The organism is Candidatus Neomarinimicrobiota bacterium, from assembly GCA_030743815.1.
Classification (GTDB): Bacteria; Fidelibacterota; Marinisomatia; order Marinisomatales; family S15-B10; genus UBA2146.
In genome coordinates this window covers 1-13,212 of the sequence record JASLRT010000065.1, presented here as the reverse complement: position 1 = coordinate 13,212, position 13,212 = coordinate 1, and the positions used below count along the sequence as shown (strand labels likewise).

Here is a 13,212-nt window from a genome sequence, read left to right as displayed (position 1 = left end):
TGGGGGATGGAATCTGGTGGGGCTGCCCCTGAATATTTCTGACCCTACACAAAACACAGTTTTTCCGGAATCTGTAGAAGAAACATTATTTGGATATGATGGAACCTATTATTCAGCTGTTTCATTAAATTCCGGTTCTGGATATTGGCTCATGTTTGATGAGGGAATAAACATTGAAATAGAAGGAACATCAATTAACTCAATCGAAATACAATTATTTGAGGGATGGAATTTGGTTACCGGAATTTCTACCACTGCTCACCTGGAAAATATTATTGACCCAGAAAACCTCATTATTTCCGGAACAGTTTATGGTTTTCAGGAAAGCTATAATCAGATAGAGACCCTCTATCCCGGGAAAGGATATTGGTTAAAGAGTGTTGGGGATGGAGTGATAATAATTGAGTAATAAGAGTTTGTAAATAAATAATTCTATGAATAAACGTACCTAATCTTAATTTGTGTATTTTATGTTAATGCTATATATTGGGCACATAAATCCTAATTAATTATTGCCACCGTAGCTCAGTTGGTAGAGCAGTTCATTCGTAATGAACGGGTCGGGGGTTCAAGTCCCTCCTGTGGCTCAGCACCACCTCCAAACAATGTTGCCATGGCGCGCCAGTCAATCATCACACTGCCCTAAAGCGCCGCAGCGATCCTCCTCTGGTCAAACCGATGTAAGCCTACTTTTTCGGCTGCGCTGTAGATCTGCCTGATTTCCGCTGATGTAGCCGGGCGATTGATCGCGGCATAGGAATCTTCCCCCACCTTATATGCTGGACGATACTGATCCATGATATTGATGTAAGTTTCGGTGGAAACTGCCCGCGCCAGAAATGTCAAAATCCTCTCACTATCCTTCTTCATCCCCGGCATCACCAGATGTCTTACCAATAGACCACGAACCGCCAGACCTCTGTCATCGAGCCACAGGTCTCCCACCTGACGTTGCATCTCTCTGATTGACTCCCTCGCGGTTTCAGGATACTTCACTGCCTTAAGGTATCGTCTCGCCAACTCCCTGTCCCACAACTTGAAGTCCGGCATGTAGATATCCACCACTCCCGCCATCAGTTTCAGACTCTCCATTGAATCGAAGGCACTCGTATTATAGACAATGGGGAGGCGCAATCCCCCCTCGATGGCCAGCGGAAGTGCCTCGATGATCTGAGGGACAACGTGCTCAGGCGTAACGAAATTGATGTTGTGGCACCCTTTAGATTGAAGTTCGAGCATCATCTCAGCGAGGTGCACTGGCGTCACCTCTGCCCTGGCCGATTCCCCACCTGCTCCGGCAGGCTGACTGATATCCCAGTTCTGGCAAAAGACACACTTCAGATTACAGTGCGAGAAGAAGATGGTACCGGAGCCCCGCCATCCACGCAGACAGTCCTCCTCACCGAAGTGAGCGAAGTAACTGCTGACTGTGGCATACCTTCCACTTTTGCAGACCGCCCACTCATCCTGCATCCGGTTGACTTCACAGTCCCGCGGGCAGACTCGGCACTCAGCCAGCATCTCGAGTCCCTCCTCTACTTTCTGCCGAAGAAGTCCCGATTCGTAGGTTTCAAGATAGGCCGGCCAGGATGTTGGTACGTCAGAAGACACCTTAGAGAAGTTATCTCACCAATAGCGTAAAATCAAATGCACTCTCCCACCCGCCGCGGCCGGATGAAAAGCACTGAAGTTGTCCGATCTTCTTAGGCTTGGGGGATCGCCTCGCTATGGGCGACGAGACTGTGATTGGAGAAATGCCGTTCATTCATCTTTGAGCGGAAGGCATTGATGTAACGGTGGTCCGTAATCTGTAACCCCGCTTCTCCAAGCACCGTGGAAAGTTTGTCGGCACAGTAATTAACGCGGTGCACATTCTCAAATTTCAATCGTATTAGATTATAGAGATTCTCCGGAAAGGCCGAGTCCCCCCTGATCCTTTCCTGCGGCACGGAAACGATGAGAGAGCCCTGTTCGGTCATCAGTCTTTTCACCTTCTCCAGCAGCGCCAAAGGATCGTCCACATGTTCCAGGACATGCGCCAGTAGCACATACTCAAAACGCCCAAAGTTATCTTCGTAGAAGCCGTTACCAATATGATGGAATTGAATATCGGGGTGCCGCTCTCGGCATTTTCTGATGGACTTCTGGCTGATATCAGCACCCTGTACCGTGTCCGAACCGAAGCGGTCAGCGAGCCGGCGCGAAAAATATCCCGTACTACAGCCGATATCCACTATTTGTCCTGAATTTCCCTGCCGTTCAATGTATTCAACAATACAGTCAGCTTCTCGCTGTTTATAGTTAAGAAAGCTGGCACCCATAAACGTCTTGGCGCCGACGATCTTCTGATAGTAGAAATTGTAGATCGATCTCTTAGCTTGATTCTTCACTGCCTCAGCGGGCCCAAGAAATCCCGCACCTCCTTGTCGTTAGCGAATTACGGGGAAGTTATTAACGAATTGTCAGTAATTCCACTTCAAAAATGAGGGTGGAATTGGGCGGGATTGGTCCGATTCCCCGGGCGCCGTATCCCAACTCAGATGGAATAGTCAGTTTGCGTTTGCCCCCCACCTTCATAGTCATAACGCCTTCATCCCACCCTTTGATCACGCGTCCCGCTCCGATGGTGAATTCGAATGGCCGATTCTTATCCACAGAACTGTCAAATTTGGTACCGTCCTCCAACCAGCCTGTATAATGAACTGTTACAAGCTGACCGGCCTGCGGCGATTCGCCGTCGCCGACTTTCATATCAACATACTTTAATCCCGAATCTGTCATCATCTCTTCTCCCGACTTGTCTCCAGAACACCCTACCACGGCAATCGCCGCTACCAGTAAGAGAATACGCCTCATTTTGCCACCTCCATCATTAGTAAATGGCTGCAAGTCTAACCTGATTCAATCACAATTGCCACGCCATTCTGTCCCTTTTGCTTTTCCACGGTTTGAAGTCTAAATTCACTTGTCATGCCACCTTCACGCAAGATTTTACCCCCTCTGGCTGACCGCATAAGACCGGCGACCGTGGCCGAATTCATCGGCCAGCCCCATCTTGTAGGCGCCGGGTCCCTCCTGCGGCGAGCGATTCAGGAGCACAATCTGTTCAGCATGATCCTGTGGGGACCGCCCGGCACGGGCAAGACTACTCTGGCCAAAATCGTCGCCCGGGAGACCAAAGCCGATTTCTACCAGATGTCGGCCGTATCATCAGGCGTGCGCGAAGTGAGAAGGATTCTGGCAGCCGGAAGAGACAATTTCAAGATGGCGAAGCATACCATTTTCTTCATTGACGAAATCCACCGTTTCAACAAGGCGCAGCAGGATGCTCTCCTTCACGGCGTCGAAGAAGGAGCTGTCATCCTCATCGGTGCCACGACTGAGAATCCTTCCTTCGAAGTCATCTCGCCCCTCCTTTCCCGCTGTCGCGTGCTGAAGCTGGAAAACCTGAGTGGAGACGATCTTACTGCGATCCTGAAGCGGGCCGAGGGGAGCGATGTCGTGCTCCGGAAGAAGCAACTCATGTTCGAAGGCGATACTCGTCAAACGCTGATCCGTTCCACCGGCGGCGATGCACGTAAGATGTTGAATACGCTGGAGGTCGCTCTGGCGATGGTACCGTCTGAAAACGATTCCGCCCTTATTACATCAGAGATTCTTCAGACTGCGCTACAGAAGAAGACGCAGATCTATGATAAGGCAGGTGATTATCACTATGATACCATCTCGGCCTTCATCAAATCTGTCCGCGGCAGCGATCCCGATGCGGCCATCTACTGGCTCGCCACCATGCTGGAGGGTGGTGAACAGCCGGAGTTCATCGCTCGCCGTCTCATCATTCTCGCGTCGGAGGATGTGGGCAATGCTGACCCTCAGGCCCTGACCCTTGCTACATCGGGATTCCAAGCGGTTCACACCATCGGCATGCCTGAAGCATCGCTTGTGTTGGCACAGGTGACTGCTTATCTGGCGGCGGCACCTAAATCCAACGCTAGCTACATGGCTATCCGCCAAGCGTCGGCCAAGGTGCGTAGCGAAGGAACTTCCCCTATTCCACTCCATTTAAGGAACGCACCGACACCCCTTATGAAAGCATTTGACTACGGCAAGGACTACACTTATCCCCACAACCATCCCGAACATTTTGCCGGCAACGTTCACTACTTTCCTGAAGGAGCGAAACCTACCATATTCTATCGGCCTTCCGGCCACGGCTACGAGGAATTCATTTCCAAACGCCTGAAACAGCTGTGGCCTGACCGCCACGACCGTAAGAAATCTTGAGATATCTGTTTTACCTGCTGCTGCTCTACCCCCTTTACGCCTCCTCCGAAGAGAGGCTGAAACTGATCCACGCCGATGAGCTGGAAAATATCACCGATGAAGACGGTAACGCTGTTCAATACTTGAGAGGTAACGTCAAATTCGAGAAGGGGGAAGCAACAATTACGGCCCTCAGAGCCTACTACAGAAACAGAGAGGGAATCGGTTCATTTGTCTACAACGTCCGCATGGAAGAAGATCAGAAGGTGCTCACCGCCGACTCTGTGGTGATAGATTCGAAACAGGATATCGCCACCGCCTTCGGCAACACACACTTTACAGATGAAGAATATCGTCTCCTCTCGGATACACTGATTTTCTTTATGGAGGCAGATAGCGGAATCGCCTCCGGCGACGTGGAATTTACTCAGCGGAAACAAGTGATCACCGCGCAAAAACTTACTTATACCAAACATCTGGAAACGGGGACCGCCAGCTACACCGCACAGGGGACAGTAGTCATCCGTGAAGAAAACCGCCAGGCAACCTGCGGCAAAAGCATGTACGATGCTGAAAAAGAGGTATCAATTCTGCTGCAGGACCCCGTTGTGGTTCAGGAGGAGCGGCACAGGATAGCCGGCAAACAGATCGAGCTCACCTACCAGGATGATCTTCTGCAATATCTGGTAATCCCCGAAAAAGCGCACATCCTCTATCGCACTGAAGGCAAAGTTCCGCAAAAAGTAGAACTGGAAGAAACGGTAGTCTCGCGCTATACCGAGGAGGAGTTCTTCGACGATATGACGGGCAGTCGCCTCGAAGCCTACCTCAAAGAGGGCAATCTGGACTCAATGAGGCTCGAAGGGATGGCTACCACCTTGCACCACCTGTTCGAAGATTCCATTTATCAGGGTCAGAATACGGCCAGCGGCGACACAGTGACCCTTCTTTTTGCGCCCGATACCGCTGACAGGCAGGATCTGGAAGTCATCCATATTGTTGGTGGCGCCCGGGGAGAGTACGTTCCTGATGAATCCGCTGACGACGTGGATGCCCCTATAATCTACCGCGCTGACACCATCAGGTATAGCATCCCCGATCAGCGGACTCATCTCTATCACGGCGCACAGATCGATTACAAAGATACCAGGCTGAATTCAGGATTTGTGAATGTCACCTGGAAGGATAACCTTTTGCGTGCATTGCCAGCGCCTCACGGCAACCAAACCTTCACCGCCAACGATATGCCTACATTCAAAGAGACTGGAAGAGAGCCCATGATAGGCGAGTCGCTGATCTACAACCTTTCCAGCGGGCGGGGTCGCGTCAAACACGGCAGGACCAAAATGGAGGACGGGTATTACAGAGGCGAGGAAATCCAGAACCAGACGAAGGACACCTTTTTTGTCTCGAAGAGCATATACACCACATGCGATCTCGATTCGAATCCTCATTTCCACTTCGAGAGTCGTCAGATGAAGATGATCATGGACGACAAAGTTATCGCCAAACCGATTATCCTTTACCTGGGCGGGATTCCACTTTTCGGACTACCATTCGGGGTATTTCCCGATCAGGGCGGTAAGCGTCATTCCGGCTGGATTATGCCATCCTACGGTGAAAACAGCCGTCAGGGCCAGTATCTGAAAGGACTAGGATATTTCTGGGCAGTCAATGAATTCATGAATTCTCAGTTCTCTCTTGATTTTTATGACCGACAGGGAATTGTATTTCACAATACGAATCGCTACTTCAGGCGTTATGCATTCAGCGGCGGTTTCAATTTCCGTTATAACCGGACGGTGGCCACACCGGAAATCGCCCATATTTTCAATAAGCCGGGCGCTGTCAGATGGTCAGCATCGTGGAATCACTCGCAGAGGATGCGCAAGAATCAATCTTTCAACGTGAGTGCACAATACTACAACGACAGTCAGTTCAACCGCCGACTGGGAATTAACAGGGATACGCGCCTCAACCAGAAGGCGATCTCTAACGCCACTTATTCAAAGCGGTGGCCGGAGCATAATATCAGTATATCGACGAATCTTTCGGAGACACGCAATCTGATGGCAAAGGCGAAGACGCATCCCACAACTGCCCAAGATTCACTATACTTCCAGCTGCCCACTACGGCAGGGGCCCGGGTGGTGGAGACAACCACTGCCTTCCCCACTTTCAAGTTCCGTAAGGGACAGTCGCAACTGTTCGGCGGAACGAGAAAAGGTGGTACAACCTTTCACTGGAGTTACAACAGTGCTCTCAAGAACCGGGGCACCGGTTTCTACGAATCAGAAGCGATGATCGATACGCTTGATGACGCTACCATCGACACATCGTTCGTATGGGGGACACGACAGACAGACTTCAACAACAGCTGGGTCCATAACGTCTCCCTGTCAGGATCGGGACGGCTCTTTAAGGTCCTTTCTCTCAGACCGAGTTTTGCTCTGAAAGAAGAATGGATCACAAAGTACCATGACGCTGAAGCAGCCGATACACTGGGCAATCCGATCCATAAACAGGCTGTGCAGGGATTCCGGGCGCGCCATACAGGAACCTTTTCCGTCAACACCAACACGAAGCTTTACGGCCTGTTCCCCATCAGGATTGGTCCTCTTAAGGCGCTGCGTCACACCATTACCCCTTCGGTGGGTTTCTCGTTCCGGCCCGACTACTCCAAGCCGATCTTTGGGTACGATCCGGGTTACTTCAAGACTCTGACTGATGAGAACGGAAAGGAATATTCGTTTGACTATTTCCACGGCTCACAAATAGGTGCTACGTCAAAACAGGAACAGAGGAGTTTGAACATTTCAGTCAAGAATCTTTTTCAGGCTAAAGTCCGCAGCGGTGATGAAGAGCGGAAAATCGACAATTTGCTCACATGGAATATGAGAACAAGCTACAACTTTGCCGCCGATGAATTCAGACTCAGTAAGCTGCGTTCATCTATCAGGGCCGGCTGGCTCAGGAAGCTCAATCTCGACTTCAGCATGGCACACGACTTCTACGATGTAGATTATCACGACGGCAACGCCACGAGGGTAGACCGCATCAGGACCAGTGAACACGGCATTCCTCTGCCCCGCCTTACCGAGATGAACGCAGCCACAGGATTCAAGCTGTCCGGTAAGCGCATCGGTTTTGCCGGCCGCGAGACCCAAGCTGATACCGCCGCCGTAGACACTCTCACCCAGGAAGCCGATCTCACCAGCGGCGGTGTAAGCAGGCTCGACAGAACGGCGGTACGCGGTCAATCCGGGAGAAATCTGTGGAACCTTCGGGTAAGTCTGAGATATTCAGCGAGACGGAACGATCCTCTCAATCCCAAAAACAACCTCTGGATGAACACATCACTGGGCATACAACTTACAGAGGCGTGGCGCATTCAGTACAGTGCCCGCTTCGATCTGCTAGAGAGAGACCTGGTCAGCCACGATTTTCAGGTCTATCGCGATCTCCACTGCTGGGAGCTCAATTTCAACTGGACACCCAGCGGATTCGGGCGGGGCTTTTACATGCGCATTAATGTAAAATCTCCGACGCTTCGAGACTTAAAACTCGAATCCCGCGGCGGGCGCTGGCTGGGGCCGAGTATTCCATAATCCTGTAGCACTTACCGCATGAGCAGGCAAACAGAAGTGCGCAACAGTGAGCAGTTCCCGGTACTGTTTTCGATACAGTTCAAGCAGTTACTCTTCAATTCATCTGTCATGATTACCGACGCGCCAAATCTTTTCGCAGACTCAAAGAAAGGTTCTGAACTTAGGCTGGCATTTTCTTATATGTTTTGATAATATGGCAGGGGTTAAAACGAATTCCCATACGGCGAATCATACCCGTTACGATGTTTTGTCCTGAATGTAAATCTGAGTACAAGGAAGAGGTCACCGTTTGCGCCGACTGCGGTGTATCGCTTGTTTCCGCTCTTCCCGAAGAAGTTACCCTGAACGAAGTGAGGTGGGTCAAGCTGTATGAACTTTCCAGTCAGCTTTACGCCGAAATGGCTAAGGAGACGCTGAATGACGCAAATATCATGAGTTACATCAAAGCGGATTTTCTCACATCGGCATACGGCATTAAAGGTGGTACAGTCCCCGGAAGTCGTGCAACACTTTACGTTCCGGAACCAGATGCAAAGAAGGCAAGAACTCTCCTGGCAGACATGATCGATCACGATTAACCGGAAAAGAGATGGCATCCGAAAAACAGTTTAAGTCTATCAAGGGGACGAAAGATCTCCTGCCTGAAGAAGCCGCAAGAATGAGGTCCGCGGGAGCGACCATTCACAATGTGATGAACTGTTGGGGATACGGAGAAATCCGTACACCTGTTTTTGAACAGACGGAACTTTTTGCCCGCAGCGTCGGCGAAGAGAGTGATATCGTTTCGAAACAGATGTACACGTTTTCGGATCAGAGCGGAACAAGTCTCACCCTCAAGCCGGAACTGACTGCGCCTGTCATGAGAGCCTATATCGAGCATGATATGGGACGGGGAGGAGCCTCAACGAAACTTTACTACTTGGACACCCTCTTCAGACAGGAACGGCCCCAGAAAGGCAGATTGCGCCAGTTCCACCAGTTCGGCGCCGAGGCTATTGGGTCACCGCACTCAGAACAGGATGCCGAAATAGTGGCTCTAGTATATACAATTCTCACGGAGCTCGGTATTGAAGATATGACTCTACACATCAACAGCATCGGTTCCGACGACAGTCGCAATGCCTTCCGACAGGCTCTAGTAGAGTTCCTCGCGCCGTACAAGAAAGATCTAAGTGAAACCAGTCAGCGGAGACTGGAGACAAATCCGTTACGCATCCTCGACAGTAAAAGTGAGGATGAACAGGAGCTTCTTCAGGGTGCTCCCGCCATCCTCGACTATCTGGATGACGAAGACCTTGCCCACTATGAAGATGTAAAGCATTTTCTTGAGCGGATGAATATCCCTTATACCGAAAACAAGATGATGGTACGGGGACTCGACTATTACACGCGGACAACATTCGAAATTACCAGTCCCCATGTGGGGGCTCAGGATGCACTCTGCGGCGGCGGCCGATACGACAACCTGATCGAGGATTTGGGAGGAAAGCGTACTCCCGCCGTCGGGTTCGCTGCCGGGATTGAGCGGATTCTATTAGCTCTGGGAGAAAAAACTCAAAGCACCGATGAGAGCAAGAACCTTCTTTACGTTGCGGCTACCACCCACGAGGCGAGGGAACAGGCTCTTACTGTTGCCATGATACTCAGGGCGCAAGGGAACACAGTCCATTTTGACGCCTTGCGAAGAAGTCTAAAGGCTCAGCTTCGGGACGCCAACCGCCTGAACGCTTCGCACTGTATCATCATTGGAGAAGATGAGATGAAATCGAAAAGCGCCCAAGTGAAATCGTTAAGCAGTGGAGAGCAGGAATCAGTCCCGATCGACTCACTCGCCGCCTTATTCATGCCTCAGCAGTAAACTGACCCCTTCACCCCTACCGGTCAACAGATGGAATTGCACTTGACTTTGCTCCGTCCAGTCGTAAATTTTTCACGCGCGAAGGGAAAACTATGAAACACCATGCACTCGTAATTGTTGAATCTCCGTCCAAGGCGCGGACTATTGAGCGCTATCTGGGGAAGGAATATCGTGTTCTGGCGAGCAACGGGCACGTGAAAGACTTGCCGCAGAAGGAGCTCGGCATTGATGTCACGAACAACTTCAAGGCCAGTTATGTTGTGCTGCCCGAGAAAGCCAAAATCATAAAAAAGCTTAAGGAGCAGTCATCAGGGGTAGAAGCAATCTACATAGCAACAGACCCCGACCGTGAGGGAGAAGCTATCGCGTGGCATATCTCTACTGAACTGAACGGCGATTCGGGAAAGATAAAACGGGTGCTGTTCAATGAAATCACCGCCAGCGGAGTCAAAACTGGAATGGCGAATCCGCGCGAAGTAGATAGCAAACTGGTAAATGCGCAGCAGGCGCGGCGGATCATCGACCGGCTGGTGGGCTTCGAAGTGTCGGAATTTCTCTGGAAAGTGCTTTATAGCGGATTAAGCGCCGGCAGAGTTCAGTCTGTAGCTTTACGTCTGGTATGTGAACGGCATGAGGAGATTGAAGCGTTCAAACCGGAGGAATACTGGACGCTGGAAGTAACGTTAGAGACTAAGGATGGCGCTCACTTTTCCGCAAATCTGCATCGCATTGGAGAGGAGAAACCGAAGCTTCCGGATGAGGAAACTGTCAGCCAGATTATGGCAGTTATAGAAAATGCAATCTTCACTGTCTCCTCCGTGGAACGGAAGGAGGTACGCCGTCACCCGTTCGCACCCTTTATCACCAGCACTCTTCAGCAGGAAGCCGCCAGCAGACTGAGATTCTCCCCCGCCAATTCAATGCGGATCGCTCAGCGGCTCTACGAGGGAATTGACACTGGCGAGGGTGAACCGACGGGCCTGATCACCTATATGCGTACCGATTCTACCAGAATCGCCGGTGAAGCACTTCACTCTGTGCGCAATATCATCTCAACACAGTTTGGGGCTCCTTATCTTCCGGACAAACCACGGACGTACGCGCAAAGGAAAAGACAGGTTCAGGATGCGCATGAGGCGATTCGCCCTACTGATCCCACCCTCCATCCTGACAGACTGAAGGGGGTGCTGAAAGCAGATGAACTGAAACTATACGATCTCATCTGGCGGAGATTTGTTGCAAGTCAGATGACTTCTATGGTACTCGATCAGACAACGGTCAACATTGCAGCCGGCGATGACTATACCTTCCGCGCCACTGGATCAATTGTCAAGTTCGACGGATTCCGAAGAATCTATCCGACAAGACAGGAAAAAGAGTCGCAGATTCTACCTGAGGAGATCTCCAGCGGCGATGTTCTGAAGAAGATAGATTTCGATCCAGAACAACATTTCACCAAGCCGCCCCCTTACTACTCCGAAAGTTCATTAATCAAAGAGCTCGATTCACGAGGGATCGGCCGTCCCAGCACATTCGCGGAAACAATCTCCCGTCTCTACAAGCGTGAATACGTAAATAAGGAAAAGGGCAGGCTAATTCCCACTGAGGCAGGCCTGACGGTGAACAGAATCCTTGTAAGCAATCTTCCCGATATTTTTGACTTCAGTTTCACCGCAAGGATGGAAGAAGAACTGGACGAGATTGAATCAGGCAATCAGGATTACCTCACCGTTCTTCACGATTTCTACCAGCCGTTCAACACATCGATGGAGTCGGTGAGAGAAAAACGGAAGGAAATCAAATCTTCTCTGGTTGAATCGACGGAGGAGACGTGCGAGAAGTGCGGCAGCCCCATGGTCATCAAGTGGAACCGGCGGGGACAGAAGTTCCTTGCCTGTTCCGGCTTTCCCGACTGCCGAAACGCCAAATCACTCCAATCAGACGAGGAGGCCGAAACGGTGGAAAAACCGTGCCCGAAATGTGGTGGGGAGCTTCAAATCAAATTCGGTAGATACGGCAGATACGTCGGTTGCGGGAACTATCCCGATTGCCGCCACACCGAACCGCTTTCCACGGGAATTACGTGCCCGAAGACAGGGTGCAACGGAGAACTCATCGAGCGCACCAGCAAGAAGAAAAAGGTCTTTTACGGCTGCAGCAACTATCCTGAGTGCGATCAAGTTTCATGGTACAGGCCTCTGCTCCATCATTGCGAAACGTGCGGCAGCCACTTCGTAGAGGAGAGAGTTACCAAGAATAAAGGAGCGTTCTTTGCTTGCCCGAGCTGCAAGACTGAATACCGATCGCTGGGCGACGAAACGGAAAGCGACGAATCTGAGGAACATCAGGTAGAATCGTGATTCGAAGAGGCATATTGATATCGCTCGTTTTCCCTATCACATTCCTGGCGGGACAACAGAAGGAAGCTCTGGTTAAGGATCTTGAACAGAGTCTCATGGCACCGTGCTGCTGGAGCGGTACAGTGGCTGATCATGGCAATCCTGAGATGGAAGCGAGAATCTGGGAAATGGTAGAGCGAGACTTGACCAGACAGCAAGTGCTGGACATTTTCGTGTCTGAATACGGCGAGCGTATCCTGGCAAAACCGGTGGCCAGGGGATTCAACCTGATGGTGTGGGTAGCACCGGTAGTCGTCTTTCTGCTTGGCATCTTCATCATGATCAACTATCAGAAACACAAAGCGCGAAAACCCTCGCTTGCTATCGTAACTGAGACTCCCGGCCAGCTCCCTTACGATGACCTCATCGAAAAAGAGTTAAAGGAAATGGAGTAGCCAGCCTGATATTCAATACAATTCTTCCTCTCTCTTTTTCCTCAACTGATCAGATATGACTGATTCAAAAATCATGGATAAGCTTGTTTCTCTCTGCAAACGGCGGGGATTCATCTTTCAGAGCTCCGATATCTACGGTGGACTGGAAGCGACTTACGATTACGGACCTCTCGGCGTTGAGCTAAAAAATAATGTTAAGCAACTGTGGTGGCGGGATGTGGTGACCTCCCGAACAGATGTGGTAGGTATGGATGCCGCTATCTTTATGAATTCGAAAGTGTGGGAGGCATCTGGTCACGTGAGCGAATTCCACGATCCAATGGTGGATTGCAAGAACTGTAAAGCCCGGTTTCGGGCGGACCATATTGACCTAGATAAAAATTGCCCCACCTGCGGCGTAAAAGAATGGACTGACGCAAGGCAATTCAACCTCATGCTAAAGACACATTATGGCCCGTCAGAAGATTCTTCATCAGTTGTCTATCTCCGCCCTGAGACAGCCCAGGGTATCTTCGTCAATTTCGCCAATGCCGTTACAACTTCACGGGTGAAACTCCCCTTTGGCATTGCCCAGATAGGAAAAGCTTTTCGAAACGAAATAACCACCGGCAATTTCCTGTTTCGCTCAAGAGAGTTTGAACAGATGGAGATGGAATTTTTTGTGAAACCGGACGAAACATCAGAATGGT

The 13,212-nt window shown here is 50.6% G+C and carries 12 protein-coding genes and 1 tRNA gene; 9 read left to right on the top strand and 4 right to left on the bottom strand.

Features of this window, described 5'->3' with window-relative positions:
* Positions 1-409 (top strand): hypothetical protein (locus QF669_05235; protein MDP6456842.1); only part of this gene is annotated, 409 nt, incomplete at its 5' end.
* 105 nt (positions 410-514) lie between these two features.
* Positions 515-587, top strand: a tRNA-Thr gene (locus QF669_05230).
* A gap of 55 nt (positions 588-642) precedes the next feature.
* On the opposite strand, the gene QF669_05225 is transcribed toward QF669_05230, so the two are convergent.
* The 4 genes from QF669_05225 to QF669_05210 all read right to left on the bottom strand — a co-directional run bounded on the left by QF669_05225 (position 643) and on the right by QF669_05210 (position 3,041).
* Entirely contained in the window at positions 643-1,611 is a 969-nt protein-coding gene (locus tag QF669_05225; GenBank protein MDP6456841.1) for a radical SAM protein, read from the bottom strand.
* Positions 1,612-1,703: 92 nt separating this feature from the next.
* Positions 1,704-2,390, bottom strand: a complete 687-nt coding sequence (locus tag QF669_05220; protein MDP6456840.1) for a class I SAM-dependent methyltransferase — start codon at positions 2,388-2,390, stop codon at positions 1,704-1,706.
* Positions 2,391-2,451: 61 nt separating this feature from the next.
* Positions 2,452-2,856, bottom strand: a complete 405-nt coding sequence (locus QF669_05215) for an FKBP-type peptidyl-prolyl cis-trans isomerase (protein MDP6456839.1) — start codon at positions 2,854-2,856, stop codon at positions 2,452-2,454.
* Positions 2,857-2,891: 35 nt separating this feature from the next.
* Positions 2,892-3,041, bottom strand: coding sequence for a hypothetical protein (locus QF669_05210; protein ID MDP6456838.1), 150 nt, complete (start codon positions 3,039-3,041; stop codon positions 2,892-2,894).
* Between QF669_05210 and QF669_05205 the strand changes: the two genes are divergently transcribed.
* The 7 genes from QF669_05205 to glyS all read left to right on the top strand — a co-directional run.
* Positions 3,028-4,284 (top strand): replication-associated recombination protein A, encoded by a 1,257-nt coding sequence (locus QF669_05205; protein ID MDP6456837.1) that lies wholly within the window; start codon positions 3,028-3,030, stop codon positions 4,282-4,284. The two genes, QF669_05210 and QF669_05205, sit on opposite strands and share 14 nt — an antisense overlap.
* Positions 4,281-7,871 carry a putative LPS assembly protein LptD gene (locus QF669_05200; protein ID MDP6456836.1) on the top strand — a complete coding sequence of 1,197 codons (3,591 nt, stop codon included), beginning with the start codon at positions 4,281-4,283 and terminating at the stop codon, positions 7,869-7,871. The genes QF669_05205 and QF669_05200 overlap by 4 nt, the downstream gene beginning before the upstream one ends.
* Positions 7,872-8,113: 242 nt before the next feature.
* The gene (locus tag QF669_05195) at positions 8,114-8,449 is read left to right on the top strand and encodes a DUF2007 domain-containing protein (GenBank protein MDP6456835.1); all 336 of its coding nucleotides are present in this window, start codon (positions 8,114-8,116) and stop codon (positions 8,447-8,449) included.
* 11 nt (positions 8,450-8,460) lie between these two features.
* On the top strand, positions 8,461-9,729 hold the full coding sequence (gene hisS / locus QF669_05190) for a histidine--tRNA ligase (protein ID MDP6456834.1): 1,269 nt from the start codon (positions 8,461-8,463) through the stop codon (positions 9,727-9,729).
* 92 nt (positions 9,730-9,821) lie between these two features.
* Complete coding sequence (topA, locus tag QF669_05185) at positions 9,822-12,089, top strand: type I DNA topoisomerase (protein ID MDP6456833.1); 2,268 nt, start codon at positions 9,822-9,824, stop codon at positions 12,087-12,089.
* Between the two features lie 14 nt (positions 12,090-12,103).
* On the top strand, positions 12,104-12,523 hold the full coding sequence (locus QF669_05180) for a cytochrome c-type biogenesis protein CcmH (protein MDP6456832.1): 420 nt from the start codon (positions 12,104-12,106) through the stop codon (positions 12,521-12,523).
* 55 nt (positions 12,524-12,578) lie between these two features.
* The coding region (glyS, locus tag QF669_05175; GenBank protein ID MDP6456831.1) for a glycine--tRNA ligase at positions 12,579-13,212 on the top strand (634 nt) is incomplete at its 3' end.

What these genes read in the sequence shown, in the direction of transcription:
- hisS (MDP6456834.1), top strand. Translation starts at nt 8,461, where the DNA reads ATGGCATCCGAAAAACAGTTTAAGTCTATCAAGGGGACGAAAGATCTC.
- QF669_05215 (MDP6456839.1), bottom strand. Translation starts at nt 2,856, where the DNA reads ATGAGGCGTATTCTCTTACTGGTAGCGGCGATTGCCGTGGTAGGGTGT.
- QF669_05195 (MDP6456835.1), top strand. Translation starts at nt 8,114, where the DNA reads ATGTTTTGTCCTGAATGTAAATCTGAGTACAAGGAAGAGGTCACCGTT.
- topA (MDP6456833.1), top strand. Translation starts at nt 9,822, where the DNA reads ATGAAACACCATGCACTCGTAATTGTTGAATCTCCGTCCAAGGCGCGG.
- QF669_05210 (MDP6456838.1), bottom strand. Translation starts at nt 3,041, where the DNA reads ATGAATTCGGCCACGGTCGCCGGTCTTATGCGGTCAGCCAGAGGGGGT.